A 17,823-nucleotide genomic window follows, 5' to 3' on the forward strand; every position below is an offset into this window, starting at 1 on the left:
CCTTACCCACCCTGACGGGGGCTCACTTCCCCGCCAGGGATCGTGCGTCACCGTTTTCCATTGAAACAGGAGAACCACCATGGCCAACGCCAATCAATCCCATGAAGCGACCACCTACTTCAATCTGCACACCGTCGGTATCGGCTACCTTAACCGTGTGCGTGAAGTGCAAGTGCGCCGTGGCCAACCGTTCATGGCGTGCGATATCGCAGCCCTGCACGGAGCCACCGATGCGGTCGAGTACACCCGCTTCGACTGCAAAGTCGCTGGGGGTGAAGCTGAACGCTTGATTCGTCTCTATATGGACGCCGTCAACGCCGAGAAAAAGGTCTTGCTGTCGTTCCGTATCGGCGACCTGTGGATCGATCCATTTCTTTACGAGAAAGGCGCGAAACAAGGCCAACCGGGCGCCAGCCTGAAAGGTCGTCTTCTGTTCATTGACTGGATCAAGGTCAATGGCGTATTCGAGTACAAAGCGCCCGCCAGGCAGGAAGCAACAGCACCTGCTGAGCAAGCGCCTAATAGTGAACCATCCTCTACGTCGGCCGATGCCGATGCTAAGGAATCCGAAAACTCAACAGAGGCTCAGGTCCAACCTGAATCTCCACCTGCTCCCCGCACGGCACGCCGCGATGCCACCCGTAACGTTCAGTCCGCCTGAACCGTCCACGATGCTACACATCAAGGCGCTCTTTTGAGCGCCTTTTCTTCAATCAGCATAGGGGACCAATATGGAATCCTTCTGGCTTTGCGACGACTGCCTGTTCGCAGCGGCTTACGAGGACTACAGCACGCTATCGCTTTACTACACGACGGATGAAACCGTGAAACGCTTCGCCAGTACTCATCATGGTCTGATGCGGTTGATGCCCATCAGTGCCGACTTCGATTCCGAAGCCGGCTGGGGGGTAGAAGCCTTTTCCCTATTGCCCTGCGACGGTTGTGGTTCGCCCCTAAACGGTCAACGCCACCGATTCACGCGGCTGTAAACAACGCGCCATCGGCTAACACCCGCGCCTCTTTATCCACCTTGGGGACACCACTCCTCTCGGGTGTGTACCCCTGATTGTTCCCTTCGGAGGTACCACCATGAGCACCCAACTCACACTGATTGAGACCTCGAACTTCGAGGCTAATAGTGTCATTCACGAAAACCAGCTGATCGACCAAGCGTTGGCTATTTTGGATCGTCGGTTGTTCACCTGCGGCCCTGTCCTGACCTCTCCCGATACCGTAGCGGCTTACCTAAAACTGCAGCTTGTACAACAAGAGCATGAAGTTTTCGGTGTGGTTTTTCTCGATGCCCAACACCGGGTACTGGCGTTCGAAGTCCTCTTTCACGGCAGCATTGACGGGGCCAGCGTTTACCCCCGCCAAGTCGTTAAACGCTCCCTTGCGCACAACGCTGCTGCTGCCATTTTTGCTCACAACCACCCCTCAGGTTGCTCGGCGCCCAGTCAGGCAGATCGCGTCTTGACCGCACGATTGAAGGAAGCCTTGGCCTTGATCGAAGTGTGCGTACTGGACCACTTCATCGTGGGTGAAGGTAGCCCTCTCTCCTTTGCCAAACATGGCTGGCTGTAACCCCTCACAGGCGCCTTCGGGCGCCCTTTTCCATTCTCATTTTGGAGAATCCTGATGAATTCCATATACCAAGCAACAGCTCTGCCACTGGCTTCAAACCCCTTTGCTCGCGGTTACGACCACCTGCACATCGAACGGCTGCTAATGATCACCTACGAAGACGATTACCCTCCCTGTTTTCGACCCGTCCACGCCTCACAGGCGCATCTGCCCGACAATGCGCTGCACCTGTTCGCATGCCAGTTCAATGACGATTTCGCCTTGATCAGCGAAGGCCAATCCATTTCGGACGATTTGGATGAACGCTGCCAGTCCACCGGCCTAGTGCGCCAAGTGATCTACGCTGTGATGGGCGAAATGCTCAACGAGCGGCATCACCTCGGTGATCTGTACTCCCTGGAAGAGGCACAAGCCATGGTCCATCGCTTGAGCTTCGAAACGGGACGCTACAGTCGAGCCTGGGAGATCAGTACCGCACACCTTCCTGAAGAAGCGATGCTTTATCTGGAAGGGTGGGTCAGTCACTCCGCTCCGAGGCGAACCGGCCTCTTGTTCGAACTTTTCACACTGCATGATTGCTCAGGCATAGGTTGCAAACTGATCGGCACGCCATGGACGGACGAGAACTTGCTGAACATTGAGGGCAATCGTTATTCGAGCTTGAGACAAGAACAACTCGACGCAGGCACACCGGAAGCCTTGGTCAACGTACTGTATTTGGCGGCATTGGCGGATGTGCGATTGTTGATCTTCGACCCCGACGCTGCCGTCTTGGATGGGCTCGCCATTTTTGATGAGTAACAACGTGTTCAGTTTTAACACGACCCGCCTTGAATCGACTTTCTCACTGAATCGCTCCTTCACCTCATGTCAGGTTCTGCACTGAATCTGACATGAGGCTTTTTCCATGGAGCGTTTTTTCACGCCTGTCTGCCTGCTGGGTTTGCTGAGCGCCTGCACCGCGCCAATCCCCAATACATTGCCGACCGATCCAGAAATCGACAGTGGCTCCAATCGGGCCCTGCACTCGAGGGGCACAGCCGAAGAAAGCCATCCGCCAGAACTCCACTATGGCCGCTATACGCTGGTCAGCACCGAGCCCACCACGGAACAACGCGATCTTCTTGCCCAAATCATTGACGTGAGCATCCCGTCCAGCCTGAACCCTTCTGTGCTGGATGCATTGCAGTACGTATTGCAGCGTTCGGGCTATTCGCTCTGCCCCGTTACCGCGTCCGTGAGGGTGCTGTTTACTCGGCCCCTGCCCGCAGCCCATTACCGGCTCGGCCCGATCTCTTTGCGTCGCGCGCTGCAAGTGCTGGCTGGCCCCGCCTGGCAACTCACGACCGACGAAGTCAGCCGTTCGGTCTGCTTCGAACAGCAGAAAACGGAGGCCGGCGTCGCGCTGATCACACCCGTCTCGCCCCATCTGTTGGAGGCACGCCCATGAGAGCCTCGACGTTTCAAACCCTCATCATTGGGCTGCTTTGCTTGGCGGTCGCAGGCCTGAGCGGTGGTTTGTATAACCAGTATCAACGCGTGGCCGAACTGCAGAGCACGAACACTCAACACCTACAAACCCTGGACACCCTGCAACATGATTCAAGCGCCCTCAAGGATGCCCAGGAGAAGCTGCAGTACGCGCTGAAAGACCTGAAGCAGATGGTCGATACTGGTGAGCAACAGGCCAATACCCTCGATCCGATGTTGGATCAGTGGGCGCAAGAGATACAGGAACTGCGTGATGGTCTCGCAGCCCGCGCCACCCAGGCAGACCTGACAGCGCTGCGCGCACGCCTTGAACAGGTCGAGCAGCAGCTCCTGGAGCACAAGACCCAGCCATCACCCCCATCGCCGACGCCTTCTGCGACCAAACCGAAAAAGACCGCTCGCCCCAAACCCACCCCGCTCTCGCCACCGTTCTCGGTTTTGAACGTCGAGTCTCGCGGTGGTGAGCGTTTTCTAGCGGTCGCTCCTCATGACAGTCGCTCGCTTATGGATGTTCGGCTGCTGCATAGCGGCGAGCAGCTCGGCGCCTGGCACCTGAAAGTGCTGGGGCCGAACGCAGTCATCTTCGCAGTGGCCTCTCAGCCAGACCAGACCGTGCACCTCCCTTGAGAAGCGATCATGAACAGAGCGCTATTGCCCACCGTTGCCTGTCTCGCTTCGCTACTGGCCATGGGCGTTGCGATGGGTAACCCCGTCACGACACCGTCACGGATCCAGGACACACAGTCCGCTCCGCTGGGGCGCTCTCACTCTGAACAGGCGGCAAGCTGGGGACTGACGGAGCAGGAGTGGACGCGCTTCGAACAGATCCAAGCCGGTCCACGCGGTTTCTGGAGCCCGAACCTCGATCCGTTGACCGCACTTGGGGTTGAGGCCCAGACAGACCAAGAGCGCCAGCGCTATGCCGAATTACAGGTAGCGCTGGAAGCCAAACGCGCCGAGCGCGAGTTGGCCTATCAAAACGCTTACACCGCGGCCTGGGCCAAGCTGTTTCCCGGACTGCTGCCGATCCAGGGCATGGCATCCCCGGCCCCTGCCAACTCGGCGGTCGCGCCGCGCCAAGCCCTGTTTGTGGAGGACCACTGCCCGGCGTGCACCGCCGAAGCGCAGCGTCTGCAAAGCAGTAATACGGCGTTCGATGTCTACCTGGTGGGCAGCCAAGGCGAGGATGAACGCGTCCGTAGCTGGGCTCGGCAAGCAGACATCGATCCGGCCAAGGTGCAACGCCGGCAGATCACCCTGAACCATGACCGTGGTCGCTGGTTCAGCCTAGGTGCTCCGGGGCCATTGCCTGCCACATTTCAACAGGTGAGTGGTCAATGGCAACGCCTCGACTGAGTGGTATTGCGCTCCTAATGACGGCGCTCGCCGGCCAGGCTGACGAACTTCCGCCTCCCGCTTACCAACTGGCGGCGCATGACGCCGACATCCCATCTACGGTGCTGTTCGCGATTGCCTTGCAGGAGAGTGGTATCCGCGTCCGTGGTCGACTACTGCCCTGGCCGTGGACCCTGAACATCGCCGGAACACCCTACCGCTTCGCCACTCGCCAGGCCGCCTGTCACGCCTTACTTCAGGCGCTCGCTCTGCATGACGCCAAGCGGGTCGATGTCGGTCTTGGACAAACCAACCTGGGTTACCACGGGCAACGTTTTTCCAGTCCCTGCGAAGCCTTCGATCCCTACCGAAATCTCGCCGTGACCGCCGCGCTGCTGCACGAGCATCACGCCGCCACCGGTGATTGGGTGTTAGCTGCCGGACGCTATCACCGCCCGGCAGGAGGAGCGCCCGCCGCGCGTTACCGCGCAGGTTTTTCCCGGCAACTCGAACGACTGATGGTTTCCTTCAAACAGAGCACGCCGCCATGAAGCGCGTACCTCTTACCTGTTATTTCCTCCTGCACTTGGCACCTTTCGTCCAGCCGGAACTGACCGTAGCCGGGGATCAGCCTAGCGACTTCACTCGACCCCATTTTCAAGCTGCCAGGCCGCCCATCAACAACAAGACTCAGTCTGATCGGGCCATGCATGCGGACCTGTCCACGTTTGCCAATGAAGCCTGGATACTGCCCGTCCGAAGCTCTCACTTGAGCCCCGGCCAGATCACGTCCCGCGCCCTGAACATGCCAGGCTTGCGGCCATTTTTTCTGGTCGGTGAGGATTCCCAATCACTGGCTTGGTTGCGTCAACGTGCGGCTGAACTGCAGGAAATGGGCGCGGCCGGCCTCGCCGTCGAAGTGACCGATACTGAAGCCCTGGCCCGGATTCGAGCAGCCGCTCCGGGCATCACCATCCTGCCGGTCAACGGCAACGACATCGCCACCCGTCTGCTGATTGAGCACTACCCAGTCTTGATCACCGCCACCTCACTGGAACAGTGAGTCCAGGTCATGGCCGAGCATGCAATGGAGTCCAAGCTCCGGCCAGCGGTGGAGCTGTATACCGTAGCGATCTGCATCGCCGCTACAGTGCTGTGCGTGTACTCGCCCTGGGCCGTGGCCCTGTCACCCGAGATCGGTCTGGTTGCGGCGTTGGCCTATACCCTGTTCGGCCTGATCCGCCTGCGCCAAGCCTGGGAAGTGCTGCGTTATCGGCGCAATATCCGCCGGCTGCCCCGCTACGAGCTGACCAGTCGGCAGATTCCGGTCAGCCGCAAACGTCTGTTCATGGGCCGCGGCTTTCGCTGGACCCGTCTGCACACCCAGCGCTTGGTCGAGGCCCAGGATCCGGCTGTCGCTCACTATGTCGACCACCCGACCCGTTACCGCCTGGCCCGTGGACTCGAACGTCGCCTGGAACATGCACCGTTTCCGTTCTCGACACTGGCCCGTGTCACGGCTTGGAACAGCGCCTTCAATCCGATGCGCCCTTTACCCCCGGTCGGTGGCTCGCCGCTGTTGCATGGGGTCGAGCCCGACGAAACGGAAGTCAGTTTGCCGCTGGGCGAACGGGTCGGACACACCCTGGTGCTCGGCACGACCCGTGTCGGCAAGACACGACTCGCCGAGGTGTACATCACCCAGGACATTCACCGCATCGAACATGAGGTGGTCATCGTCTTCGATCCGAAGGGCGATGCCGACTTGCTCAAACGGATGTACGTTGAAGCCAAGCGGGCCGGTCGGGATAAGGAGTTCTATGTTTTCCATCTGGGCTGGCCGGAAATATCCGCTCGTTACAACGCCGTGGGACGCTTTGGGCGTATCTCGGAAGTGGCGTCACGCATCGCCGGGCAGCTCAGCGGCGAAGGTAACTCCGCGGCCTTTCGCGAGTTTGCCTGGCGTTTCGTCAACATCATCGCCCGTGCCCTGATCGAGTTAGGCCGGCGTCCGGACTACCTGCAGATCCAACGGCACGTGGTCAACATCGACGCACTGTTCATCGAGTACGCCCAGCAGTTTTTCGCCAAGACCGATCCAAAAGCCTGGGAGGTGATCGTCCAGCTGGAAGGCAAGCTCAACGAGAAAAACATTCCCAGGCATATGGTGGGACGCGAAAAGCGCGTGGTGGCCATCGAGCAGTACCTGGCGGCCAAACGGGTATTTGATCCGGTACTGGACGGACTGCGTTCCGCAGTGCGCTACGACCGTACTTACTTCGACAAAATTGTTGCCTCGCTACTGCCGCTGCTGGAGAAACTCACCACCGGCAAGACCGCCCAGTTACTGGCCCCCAACTACACCGACCTGGATGACCCGCGGCCGATCTTCGACTGGATGCAGATCATCCGTAAGCGAGGCATTGTTTACGTCGGCCTGGATGCACTGACCGACGCCGAGGTGGCCGCTGCGGTGGGCAACTCCATGTTCGCCGACCTGGTTTCGGTCGCGGGGCACATCTACAAACATGGCATTGACCATGGCCTGCCCGCATCGAGCAGCAGCAGTGACAAGCTGCCGATCAACCTCCACGCTGACGAGTTCAACGAGTTAATGGGTGATGAGTTCATTCCGCTGATCAACAAGGGTGGCGGTGCCGGTATCCAGGTAACCGCCTACACCCAAACCCTCAGCGATATCGAAGCGCGCATTGGTAATCGCGCCAAGGCCGGCCAGGTCATTGGTAATTTCAATACCTTGCAGATGCTCCGTGTACGCGAGACCGCCACCGCGGAGCTGCTCACCCAGCAGTTGCCCAAGGTCAACGTGCTGACCAAGACCCTGGTGTCGGGTGCGACTGACACCTCCGACCCTGAGGCCAATACCGACTTCACCTCGTCCTCACAGGACCGTGTCAGCAGCACCAGCGTGCCGTTAATCGAGCCTGCTCACATCGTCAGTTTGCCCAAGGGACAGATGTTTTCCTTCCAGGCCGGTGGCCAGCTCTGGAAAGTCCGCATGCCGTTGCCCAAACCCTCCAACGACGACGCCATACCCAAGGACCTACAGGAACTCACTCAACGGATGCGGGCGGCCTACAACGCGCAGGCGGGACAGTGGTGGAGCGCAAGCGGTGGCGGCCCGACTACCAACTTCGATCTAGATCAGGTGGGGTAGCCCTAACCCACCACAGGTTTCGATTCAGCAGAAAACGATCCAGGAGACGTATTGCCCACATCAACTCTGCAGTGCGCAACGGAGTGAACGATGGCGACTTCCGTCCAGAACACGCCGCCACAACCGGTCCAGCGTCCGGGATTAATCGTCTCGGCGATTGGCTTGGTTTTACGCATTATCGGTTTACTGATCGCCTCGTTGCTGTTTTCGATCCTCATCGAGTTCGTCGGCCTACTGCTGTTCTGGGGTGATCAGGGTTGGCGGCACAGCCAAGCTATGTTGACGAACGAACTGGGCTGGCTGAGTGAACACTTCAAATCCTCACTGATCCTCCAGCAGCCCGGACAGACGATTGTCCAATGGCTGGATTTTCTCAATGAGAGGTTGTTGGTCAAGACTGGCTTTGCGGATTTTGCCCGGCAGGCGCGGGTGTCGGGCCAGGGCAACGGATTCTGGAGCTGGGCGAATCAGCTCTACGTGAGCATTGAGGATTTCGTACTGGCGGCGGTGTATGTGACCTTTACCTTCGTAGTGCGCCTAACCGTCTTGGTTCTGGCCACACCGCTATTTTTGTTGGCTGCGTTCACCGGTTTTGTCGATGGTTTGATGCGCCGCGACCTGCGCAAGTTTGGAGCCGGGCGAGAAAGCAGTTTTGTCTATCACCGAGCTAAACGAGCAGTGATACCCCTGCTGATCGTGCCCTGGGTCATTTACCTGTCCCTGCCCTTTTCACTCAATCCTATAGCTATTCTTTTGCCTTGCGCAGTAATACTTGGAGCAACAGTAGCGATCACCGCGACGACGTTCAAAAAATATCTCTGAGTGCGTTCGTCAGAGGGCGAGTGTCAACATAACACTGATAAACGAACACCCTACTTTATGGTTGTCGCTCCCGGGGGATAGGAATAATCATCCTGGTAGGCTCGCACCAAAAGGGGAGCGGCCAATGGCGTTAAGCTAAAAGCTTCAACGTCTTGAAGACATGATCGAAGGTTGCCCTAGTCAATTTGGGTGCTAGAGCGACCACAAGACGGTAGAGTCAAGTAACCTCGTCTTTTCAACGACGCTTCGCCTTCGCTAGCTCAGCGATCAGAAAATCCCTGAAGGCGCAAACCGCCGCCGGTAGATTGCGCCCAGCCATGCTTTGCAGTTCGATGCGTCGTGCATGCATGCCTTCATCAAGGATTGGCAAGCATTGCAACTGCTTGTCCGCCACCTGTTTGTGCAAGGTCATTTCGCTGGCCAGGCTGATGCCGCCCTCTTCACGGACGAAACTGTAGAGCGCGGCAACGTAATTAGTGGTCAAGACCGGATCGAACAACAACCCCTGTACGCCGCAACAGATGTCGAAGAGTTGCCGTATCGTAGTGTCGGCCTTGGGTAACGCAATGGGCCAGGGTTGCAACTCGGCGAGGTTGACAGACTCCCGCCCGGCCAAGGGATGGGCATTGGAGACCACGGCAAAAATTGCCCCGCTCAGGACATGTTCGACCTTGATTTCCTTTTGCGGCGTCAGGCTGAACGTCATTGCCAGATCGGCTTCACCGGAGCGAACCTTCTCGGTCGCTTCAGCGGGCGCACAGACCTCCAGCGTAAAATGAATGCCCTGATACTCACGCCTGAACGCGCTGATGCTCCTGGGCATGTATTCCAGGGCAAATCCTTCCGAACAGGCAACATGCACATGACCCCGTTGCAAGCCATGCAACTCGGTAATTTCCAGCACCACCTGCTCGGCCTCAAGCTGCGACTTGCGCGCATAAGCCGCCAGTCGCGCCCCCGCCTCGCTGAGCACCATGCCGCGGGCACGACGCTCAAACAGGCTGGCATCCAGGGCCAACTCAAGCTTGGAAATTTGCCGGCTCACCGCTGATGCCGCCACATTCAGCCGCATTGAGGCCTCGCTGATCGATCCGCATCGGGCGACTTCAAGAAAATAGCGCAGTGCCGTGGACTGCACGCCATACAGCTGCATCGGAGCCCCCAAGGATTGCCTTTTCGGCAAAGGAAGTATCGAAATATTGTGCTTGCGGCATTGATAGCCCTTCCCTACATTCGTGTCCAGACCAAAAAAAACAGCGCCCGACCTTTTCCTCCTCCTTCTACGCATTTGCGATTCGCTGCCCTTTGATTCAACCACTCTCGCCAACGGAGACGACGGCATGGGCATCAAAGGTTTCGCCTGCAGTATCGCGCTGATGGGCCTTATCAGCAGCTTTCCGGCGCATGCCGGCAAAGCCAACGACACCCTGGTTTACGCTTCCGACAGCGAGCCTGAAAACATCAGCCCCTATCACAACGATTTACGCGAAGGCGTGATTCTCGGCCGGCTGATCTGGGACAACCTGATCTACCGCGATCCCAAAAGCGGCGAATACAAACCCATGCTGGCTACCAGCTGGAAGCAGGTCGACGACACCACCCTCGACTTTGAGCTGCGCAAGGGCGTCAAATTTCACAACGGCGACGCCTTCACCGCCGACGATGTGGTGTTCACCCTCAACTACGTGGTGTCGCCCGAAGCGAAAGTCGTTACCGTGCAAAACGTAGACTGGATCAAGGGCGCCGAAAAAACCGGCAACTACAGCGTCCGCCTGTATTTGAAGAAGCCTTTCCCGCCGGCACTGGAATACCTGTCCAACGCCGTTCCGATGTTTCCCAAGCAGTACTTCGAGAAGGTCGGCCTGGCCGAATTCAGTCGCAAGCCCATTGGCACCGGGCCGTATAAAGCCGTGTCGGTGGTGGCCGGCGAAGGCGTGACCATGGAGATCAACAAGGACTACTTCCCGGACAGCCCACAAGGCAAGCCCCATATCAGCCACCTCAAGTTCCGCGTGATCCCGGATGCAGAAACCCGTCTGGCCGAGTTGATGACCGACGGTGTCGACTGGACCTGGCGTGTGACCTCGGATCAGGCGGTCGACCTCAAGGGTATGCCGAACCTGACCGTGACCAGTGGCGAAACCATGCGCATCGGTTTCCTGATTCTTGATGCACGTGGCACCTCCACTGAAAACTCACCGATGAAGAACCTCAAGGTGCGCCAGGCCATCAACCATGCGATCAACCGCAATGCGCTGGCCACGCAATTGGTGGGGGGCGAAGCCAAGCCCTTGCAGGTTGCCTGTTATCCCGGCCAGTTCGGTTGCGATACCACTGCGGCCACGGTCTACGACTATGACCCCGCCAAGGCCAAGGCGCTGCTCGCCGAAGCCGGTTACCCAAATGGCTTCGAGACAGAAATCTTCGCTTATCGCGACCGTGATTACGTCGAAGCCATCATCGGCAACCTGCGCGCAGTGGGCATCAACGCCAAGCTGCGCTACTTGAAGTACGCCGCCCTGCGCGATCAGCAACGTGGCGGCAAGGTGCCCATGTCGTTTCAGGCCTGGGGCTCGTTCTCGATCCTCGACACCTCGGCGTCGGCCGGTACCTGGTTCAAGGGCAATCCGGACGACAATATCAAGGACCCACAAGTCCAGGGCTGGTTGCAGACCGCCGACAATGCCCTCGACCCGCAAGTGCGCAAGGATAACTACCGCAAGGCCTTGCAGCGCATCAGCGAGCAAGCCTACTGGGCGCCGCTGTTCAACTACTCGATGAACTACGCCTACACCTCGGAACTCGCGTTCACACCGTACCCGGATGAGCTGCCGCGTTTCGTCGAGTCCACGTGGAAGTAATACGTAACCGGGCGCACGGACTCTCGTGCGCCACGGACACGTCCTCACACTTGTCATCCATTGGATATGAGGAAACTTGCCATGCTTGGATTCCTTCTGCGCCGCCTGGGCATCGCCATTTGCGTTGCCATTACCGTGTCGGTGATCAGCTTTTCTCTTTTGCACCTGTCCGGCGACCTCGCCACTGCCATTGGCGGACCGGAAGCCACCAGCGAACAGATCGAACAGATTCGCGTGCAGTACGGCTTGAACAAACCGCTGCCGACCCAGTACTTCAACTGGCTGGGCGATTTGCTGCGGCTGGACCTGGGCAACTCGTTTTTCTTTCAGGAATCGGTCTACAACCTCGTCGCCAGCCGCTTGCCGATTACCCTGGGGCTGGGTGCCATGGCGCTGGGGATCGCCTTGCTGGTGGCCATTCCACTGGGCGTGCTGGCCGCAGTCAAACGCGACACCTGGGTTGACCGGCTGGCCTTGAGCATCGCGGTGCTGGGCCAGGCGATGCCAAGTTTCTGGTTTGCGCTGATGCTGATCGTGGTGTTCGCGGTGACGCTCAAGTGGCTGCCGGTGTCCGGCAACGCGACCCTGTTGCACTTCGTCATGCCGGCCATTGCCCTGGGCTACTACGCGACGCCGGCAATCATGCGCCTGACCCGCGCCGGCATGCTTGATGTGCTCAGTTCCGATTACATCCGCACCGCCCGCGCCAAGGGCCTGCGCCCTGCCCGCGTGCTGTTCAAGCATGCACTGCGCAACGCGCTGATTCCGGTCGTCGCGCTGGCGGCGGTGGAGTTCGGTTTCATGCTCGGCGGCTCGGTGGTGATCGAAACCGTGTTCTCCCTGCAAGGCATCGGGCAACTGGCCTGGGACGCCATCGCCCGTGACGACTTTCCGGTGGTACAGGCCGTGGTCCTGTTGATTGCGGTGATCTACATCATCCTCACGTTGCTGGCCGATGTGCTCAACGCACTGCTCGACCCGCGTATTCGCGTGCGCTAGGAGGCCTACATGAGCACCCCCACTACCCTCGCGATCAATGACTACCTGCCACCACCGAGCAGCCTGAGCCGAGTGCTTGGCAAGAGCTTGCGTCATCGGGGTTTCGCCATCGGCGCGGTGTTGTTGCTGATTATCTTCGCAGGTGCACTGTTCGCGCCGTGGCTGGCACCTTACGACCCTTATGCGCAAGACGTGATGCTGCGCATGAAACCACCGGTATGGATGGCCAACGGCACCTGGGAATACGTGCTCGGCACCGACAAGCTGGGCCGTGACTACCTGTCGAGGCTGCTCTACGGCGCACGTATTTCGCTGTTCATCGGCATTGCAGCGGCGCTGATTTCCGGCTTTATCGGCACGCTCATGGGGCTGTTGGCGGGCTACTACGGCGGCAAGGTCGATGGGTTTATCAGCTACCTGATCACCACCCGGCTGGCGATGCCGGTGGTGATGGTCGCGCTGGCCTCGGCCTCGTTGATGGGCGGCTCACTGAAAGTGGTGATCGTGCTGCTCGGCTGCCTGTTATGGGATCGCTTCGCGGTGGTGGTCAGGGCCTCGGTGCAACAGATTCGCGATGCTGAATATGTGGCGTCGGCCCAGGCGCTCGGCTGCTCGACCCTGCGCATTCTGGTGAGTGAAATCCTGCCCAATCTGGTCGGCGCACTGATCGTCGTCGCGACGCTGGAAATGGCCCACGCGATCCTGCTGGAGTCGGCCCTCTCGTTCCTCGGGGTTGGCGTGCAGCCACCGACGCCGTCCTGGGGCCTGATGATCGCGGAAGGCAAACCCTACATGTTCTTTTCCCCGTGGGTTATCGCCATTCCCGGCGTCGCCCTGATGATTCTGGTGCTGGGCATCAACCTCGTCGGCGATGGCCTGCGCGATCTGATCCTGCCCGACGGCCGTAACTGATAGACCGCCGTAACTGATAGAGGGAACCGAACATGGCACTACTCCATGTAGAAAACCTGCGCGTGGACATCCCCATGGGCAACAGCCCGACGCCGGATGACATGCTGCATGCCGTACGCGGCCTGAGTTTTGAAGTCGAGCGCGGTGAAATGCTGTGCATCGTCGGGGAATCCGGCTGCGGCAAATCCCTGACCTCGCTGGCGTTGATGGACCTGTTGCCACGCAAGGCCAAACGCACCGCGTCCCGGCTGACGCTGGACGGCATCGACATGCTCGGCCAGAGCGAGCGGCGCATGTGCGACCTGCGCGGCAACCGCCTGGCGATGATCTTCCAGGAGCCGATGACCTCGCTGAACCCGGCCTACAGCATTGGCGATCAACTCAGCGAGGTACTGACCCAGCATCGCAAGGTCTCACGCAAGGAGGCCCTGGCGCGCGCCGCGCAGATGCTGGAGAAGGTCGGGATCAGCAATGCCACCGAGCGCTTGCGCCAGTATCCGCATCAACTTTCCGGCGGGCTGCGCCAGCGAGTGATCATCGCCATGGCGTTGATGTGCGAACCGGACCTGATCATCGCTGATGAGCCCACCACGGCGCTGGACGTGACCATTCAAGCGCAGATCCTGCGCTTGATCCGCGACATTCAGAAAGAACTCGGCCTGGCGGTGATCTTCATCACCCACGACCTTGGGCTGGTGGCACGGATCGCCGACCGGGTCGCCGTGATGTATGCCGGGGAAATCGTCGAAACCGCCCCTGCCCTGCAACTGTTCGAGAATCCGCAGCATCCGTACACCCGGGGTCTGCTGGCGAGTATTCCAATCCCTGGCCGGACCAAACCGGGTGAGGCGCTGGGTTCGATTCCAGGCCTGGTGCCGAGTCTGGTCGGCGAACAGCAAGGGTGTGCGTTCCGCAATCGTTGCGGTCAGGCGATCCCGGCCTGCGCGCAAAACATCCCCGAAGTCGAACAGGACGGGCACATGGCGCGCTGCCTGTTCGCCGCCCCGGCCCCGGCACCGATTCGCCTTCAGGAGCGTGCAAGGTCATGAAAAAAGATATCGCTTTGGAGCTGTGTGACATCCGCCGTGAGTTTCGGATCAACCAGGGCTTTTTCAAACCCGCCGCCACCCTGAAGGCCGTGGATGGTGTTTCCCTGCGCCTGATGCGTGGCGAGACCCTCGGTCTGGTGGGCGAGTCCGGTTGCGGCAAAAGTACCCTGGCCAAGATGCTGCTCGGTCTGTTGCCGCCCACCAGCGGCGACGTGTTGGTCAATGGCAAACACCTGGCGGCGACTGATCGCAAGGCAATGTCCCGGCATATCCAGCCGATTTTCCAGGACCCGTATTCCTCGCTGAATCCACGCAAGACCCTGCGCGAAATCGTTACCCTGCCGCTGATCGTGCATGCCATCGGCAGCACCGCCGAGCGCCGCAGGAAGACCGAAGCGATGCTTGATGTGGTCGGCCTGCCCAAACGGGTGATCGACAGCTACCCGAGCCAGCTGTCCGGCGGGCAACGCCAGCGGGTGGCGATTGCCCGGGCGCTGATCATGCGCCCTGACGTGTTGATCTGCGACGAGCCCACCTCAGCGCTGGATGTGTCGGTGCAGGCGCAGATTCTCAATCTGCTGCAGGACCTCAAGCGTGAATTCGGCCTGACCTATCTGCTGATCAGCCATAACCTGGCGGTCATCGAACACCTCGCCGACCGGGTCGCCGTGATGTACCTGGGGCGCATCGTCGAAGAACGCACGCGCGAATCGTTGTTCGCGGAGCCCGGTCACCCATATACCCGCGCCTTGCTGGATTCGGTGCTCACGCCCGATCCGCGCCTGGGCATTCCCGAGATCGGCCTGCACGGCACCTTCCCCAACCCCATGTCACCGCCGTCCGGCTGCGCTTTCCATCCGCGCTGCCCGAGCTGCCTCGCCCCCTGCAAAACGGCCTACCCGGCCAATGGTCCGCTTATCGGCGGCAACGTGCGTTGCCACCTTCACGACACTTCTGCCCAAACACTGGAGCTTGTCCACTCATGAGTCGTTCACTGGCTATCAGCAACACCACAGCACAATTCGACAATGGCGAGTTTTTCAATCTGCTCCAACGTAGCGTCGCCTTGCACACCGAAAGCCAGGCAGCGGACAGCCAGCCCGAGCTGTATCGCTACCTCAATGAGTTCATCACCCCACATGTCGAGGCGATGGGTTTCAGCGTCAAGATCTATGACAACCCGGTGGCCGAGCGCGGCCCCTTCATGATCGCCACGCGCATTGAACACCCGGACCTGCCGACCGTGCTCAGCTACGGCCACGGTGATGTGGTGCGCGGCTATGAGGCGCAATGGCGCGAAGGCCTGTCGCCGTGGCACGTCATTGCCGAAGGCGATCGCTGGTACGGCCGCGGCACGGCGGATAACAAAGGCCAGCACCTGATCAACCTGACCGCGCTGGAACAAACGCTCAAGGCGCGCGATGGCCAACTGGGTTTCAACGTCAAGCTGCTGCTGGAAATGGGCGAAGAAGAAGGCTCGCCGGGCTTGAACGCATTCTGTGCCGCGCACAGCAAAGAGCTTGCGGCGGATATTTTCATCGCCTCGGACGGCCCGCGCCTGGCGGCATCACGCCCGACGATTTTTCTCGGCTCGCGCGGGGTATTCAACTTCGAGCTGGTGGTCAATTTACGTGAAGGCGCCCACCACTCCGGCAACTGGGGCGGGTTGCTGGCCAATCCCGGCATCATCCTGGCCAATGCCATCGCGAGCATGGTCGATGAACACGGTCGGGTGAAAGTGGCGGGCCTGATGCCCGAGACACTGCCGGAGCCGGTTCGGCAGGCGCTGGCCGATATTGCCGTGGGTGGCGGACCGGGCGATCCGGACATCGACGCCAACTGGGGTAACCCGGCGCTTTCGCTGAGCGAAAAGGTGTTCGGCTGGAACACCCTCGACGTCATCGCCTTCAAGACCGGCAACCCAGACGCCCCGGTGCATGCGATTCCCGGCAAGGCTAACGCCCACTGCCATATCCGCTTCGTGGTCGACAGCGACTACACGACCTTTATCCCGGCGGTACGTACCCACCTGGATGCGCATGGCTTCAGCAATGTCGAGGTCAAGCAAAGCCGCATCGATGTGATGCATGCCACTCGGCTGGACCCGCAGAGCCCTTGGGTCGATTGGGCGCTCGGCTCCCTGGCACAGACCACCGGCAAAAAACCTGCGCTGCTGCCAAACCTCGGTGGTTCGCTGCCCAACGACGTGTTCGCGGACGTGCTGGGCCTGCCGACATTGTGGGTGCCGCACTCGTACCCGGCCTGTTCACAACATGCGCCGAACGAACACTTGCTGGCGCCGGTGGTCAAGGAAAGCCTGCAAATCATGGCCGGGCTGTTCTGGGACCTGGGCAACGATGCGGCACGCCTGACCCGGGAACATCAGTTACGGGAGCAGGCGCAATGAGCGCCACGCCACAACAGGCCCTGGACTGGCTAGCCGACCAGCGCCCAGCCATGGAAGCGCTGCTGCGGCGCATCGTCGACACCGATTCCAACAGCTATGACAAGGCGGGTGTCGACGCCGTGGGCGCGCTGCTCGCGGCTGAACTGGAGGCCGACGGCATCCTGCTCAAGCGCATCCCGGTCGAGGGTTTTGGTGACGTGCTGCTCGCCGAAGTGCCAGGCGATTCTGGAAAACCGGTGCTGTTGCTGGGCCATCGCGACACGGTCTTCCCCAAGGGCACCACCACGACTCGCGGCTACAGCCGCGACGCCAACCTCGCCTATGGCCCCGGCGTCGCCGACATGAAAGGCGGCCTGGTGCTCAATTGCTTCGCGCTCAAAGCACTCAAGCGCGCCGGCCGGTTGCCCTATCCGGTGCAGGTCCTGTACACCGGCGACGAAGAAATCGGCTCCGGCAGCGCCAGGCCCCATATCGAAAACGCCGCCCGTGCCGCCCGCGCCGTGCTCAATACAGAACCCGGCCGGGCCAGCGGCAACGTGGTCAGCGCACGCAAAGGCGGGGCCACGCTGATCATCGAAGTCAGCGGCCGCGCGGCGCATGCCGGGGTCAACCATGCCGACGGGGCCAGCGCCATCGAGGCCCTGGCACGCAAGATCGTCAAGCTGCATGCCTTGACCGATTACCCGGCCGGCATCACCACTAACGTTGGGCTGATATCCGGTGGTACGTCGAGCAACACCGTCGCGCCCAGCGCCTGTGCGCGGCTGGACGTGCGCTTCATCGAACTCAAGCATTGGGATCGGATCTTCAGCGCAATCCAGGCCATCGTCGCCGAAGAAGAACTGATCGGCACCCGCGCCGTCCTCAAGGAAGCGACGACCTTTCTACCGATGGAAGCACGCCACAGCGAACGACTGCTGCACCTCTACCAACAAAAAGCACTGGCATTGGGTTTCAGCGTCGAAGGCGAATTCACCGGCGGTTGCGCCGACTCCGGCTTTACCGCCAGCCTGGGCGTTCCAACCCTGTGCGGGCTCGGCCCGGTGGGTGGCAAGGTTCACACTGATCGCGAATACCTGGAACTGGACACCCTGGTGCCTCGCGCCCTGGCCCTGGTGGCGACCATTCTGGCGGTCGGCGACAGCGTTTGAGGCCATGGTTTTCTACGTGTGGTCCCCGACAGGT

Annotated in this window: 19 protein-coding genes; 18 read left to right on the top strand and 1 reads right to left on the bottom strand. The window is 60.2% G+C overall.

Features of this window, described 5'->3' with window-relative positions:
• Positions 1-79 precede the first annotated feature (79 nt).
• The 11 genes from V3W39_RS01175 to V3W39_RS01225 all read left to right on the top strand — a co-directional run bounded on the left by V3W39_RS01175 (position 80) and on the right by V3W39_RS01225 (position 8,410).
• Positions 80-661, top strand: coding sequence for an STY4534 family ICE replication protein (locus tag V3W39_RS01175; RefSeq protein WP_330212035.1), 582 nt, complete (start codon positions 80-82; stop codon positions 659-661).
• Positions 662-731: 70 nt separating this feature from the next.
• Complete coding sequence (locus V3W39_RS01180; RefSeq protein WP_330212036.1) at positions 732-989, top strand: hypothetical protein; 258 nt, start codon at positions 732-734, stop codon at positions 987-989.
• 100 nt (positions 990-1,089) lie between these two features.
• Positions 1,090-1,584 (top strand): RadC family protein, encoded by a 495-nt coding sequence (gene radC, locus V3W39_RS01185; protein ID WP_330212037.1) that lies wholly within the window; start codon positions 1,090-1,092, stop codon positions 1,582-1,584.
• A 54-nt stretch (positions 1,585-1,638) separates the two neighbouring features.
• Entirely contained in the window at positions 1,639-2,385 is a 747-nt protein-coding gene (locus V3W39_RS01190) for a DUF5983 family protein (protein WP_330212038.1), read from the top strand.
• A 106-nt stretch (positions 2,386-2,491) separates the two neighbouring features.
• The gene (pilL2, locus tag V3W39_RS01195; protein WP_330212039.1) at positions 2,492-3,034 is read left to right on the top strand and encodes a PFGI-1 class ICE element type IV pilus protein PilL2; all 543 of its coding nucleotides are present in this window, start codon (positions 2,492-2,494) and stop codon (positions 3,032-3,034) included.
• The gene (locus tag V3W39_RS01200; RefSeq protein WP_330212040.1) at positions 3,031-3,702 is read left to right on the top strand and encodes a chemotaxis protein; all 672 of its coding nucleotides are present in this window, start codon (positions 3,031-3,033) and stop codon (positions 3,700-3,702) included. The genes pilL2 and V3W39_RS01200 overlap by 4 nt, the downstream gene beginning before the upstream one ends.
• Before the next feature lie 9 nt (positions 3,703-3,711).
• Positions 3,712-4,431, top strand: a complete 720-nt coding sequence (locus V3W39_RS01205) for a TIGR03759 family integrating conjugative element protein (RefSeq protein WP_330212041.1) — start codon at positions 3,712-3,714, stop codon at positions 4,429-4,431.
• Positions 4,413-4,961, top strand: a complete 549-nt coding sequence (locus V3W39_RS01210; protein ID WP_330212042.1) for a lytic transglycosylase — start codon at positions 4,413-4,415, stop codon at positions 4,959-4,961. The genes V3W39_RS01205 and V3W39_RS01210 overlap by 19 nt, the downstream gene beginning before the upstream one ends.
• The gene (locus tag V3W39_RS01215; protein ID WP_330212043.1) at positions 4,958-5,473 is read left to right on the top strand and encodes an integrating conjugative element protein; all 516 of its coding nucleotides are present in this window, start codon (positions 4,958-4,960) and stop codon (positions 5,471-5,473) included. Before V3W39_RS01210 ends, V3W39_RS01215 begins: the two co-directional genes overlap by 4 nt.
• A gap of 9 nt (positions 5,474-5,482) precedes the next feature.
• Entirely contained in the window at positions 5,483-7,588 is a 2,106-nt protein-coding gene (traD, locus tag V3W39_RS01220; protein WP_330212044.1) for a type IV conjugative transfer system coupling protein TraD, read from the top strand.
• A 90-nt stretch (positions 7,589-7,678) separates the two neighbouring features.
• On the top strand, positions 7,679-8,410 hold the full coding sequence (locus V3W39_RS01225) for a TIGR03747 family integrating conjugative element membrane protein (RefSeq protein WP_330212045.1): 732 nt from the start codon (positions 7,679-7,681) through the stop codon (positions 8,408-8,410).
• A 235-nt stretch (positions 8,411-8,645) separates the two neighbouring features.
• Here the strand turns inward: V3W39_RS01225 and V3W39_RS01230 are convergent, their stop codons facing one another.
• Positions 8,646-9,563, bottom strand: coding sequence for a LysR substrate-binding domain-containing protein (locus V3W39_RS01230; protein ID WP_330212046.1), 918 nt, complete (start codon positions 9,561-9,563; stop codon positions 8,646-8,648).
• 187 nt (positions 9,564-9,750) lie between these two features.
• Here V3W39_RS01230 and V3W39_RS01235 point away from each other — a divergent pair, with 187 nt between their 5' ends.
• The 7 genes from V3W39_RS01235 to V3W39_RS01265 all read left to right on the top strand — a co-directional run bounded on the left by V3W39_RS01235 (position 9,751) and on the right by V3W39_RS01265 (position 17,789).
• The gene (locus V3W39_RS01235) at positions 9,751-11,271 is read left to right on the top strand and encodes an ABC transporter substrate-binding protein (protein ID WP_330212047.1); all 1,521 of its coding nucleotides are present in this window, start codon (positions 9,751-9,753) and stop codon (positions 11,269-11,271) included.
• An 81-nt stretch (positions 11,272-11,352) separates the two neighbouring features.
• A complete protein-coding gene (locus tag V3W39_RS01240) occupies positions 11,353-12,270 on the top strand; it encodes an ABC transporter permease (protein ID WP_027603429.1) in 918 nt (305 codons plus the stop codon).
• 9 nt (positions 12,271-12,279) lie between these two features.
• Positions 12,280-13,182, top strand: coding sequence for an ABC transporter permease (locus tag V3W39_RS01245; RefSeq protein ID WP_065926124.1), 903 nt, complete (start codon positions 12,280-12,282; stop codon positions 13,180-13,182).
• 32 nt (positions 13,183-13,214) lie between these two features.
• Positions 13,215-14,231, top strand: coding sequence for an ABC transporter ATP-binding protein (locus V3W39_RS01250; RefSeq protein WP_330212048.1), 1,017 nt, complete (start codon positions 13,215-13,217; stop codon positions 14,229-14,231).
• The gene (locus tag V3W39_RS01255; RefSeq protein ID WP_065926122.1) at positions 14,228-15,217 is read left to right on the top strand and encodes an ABC transporter ATP-binding protein; all 990 of its coding nucleotides are present in this window, start codon (positions 14,228-14,230) and stop codon (positions 15,215-15,217) included. Before V3W39_RS01250 ends, V3W39_RS01255 begins: the two co-directional genes overlap by 4 nt.
• Complete coding sequence (locus V3W39_RS01260; RefSeq protein ID WP_065939601.1) at positions 15,214-16,638, top strand: M20 family metallopeptidase; 1,425 nt, start codon at positions 15,214-15,216, stop codon at positions 16,636-16,638. Before V3W39_RS01255 ends, V3W39_RS01260 begins: the two co-directional genes overlap by 4 nt.
• Positions 16,635-17,789, top strand: coding sequence for a M20 family metallopeptidase (locus V3W39_RS01265; protein WP_065947786.1), 1,155 nt, complete (start codon positions 16,635-16,637; stop codon positions 17,787-17,789). Before V3W39_RS01260 ends, V3W39_RS01265 begins: the two co-directional genes overlap by 4 nt.
• Positions 17,790-17,823: the final 34 nt, after the last annotated feature.

The organism is Pseudomonas sp. Z18(2022) (assembly GCF_036346535.1).
GTDB classification, from domain to species: Bacteria; Pseudomonadota; Gammaproteobacteria; order Pseudomonadales; family Pseudomonadaceae; genus Aquipseudomonas; species Aquipseudomonas yamanorum_A.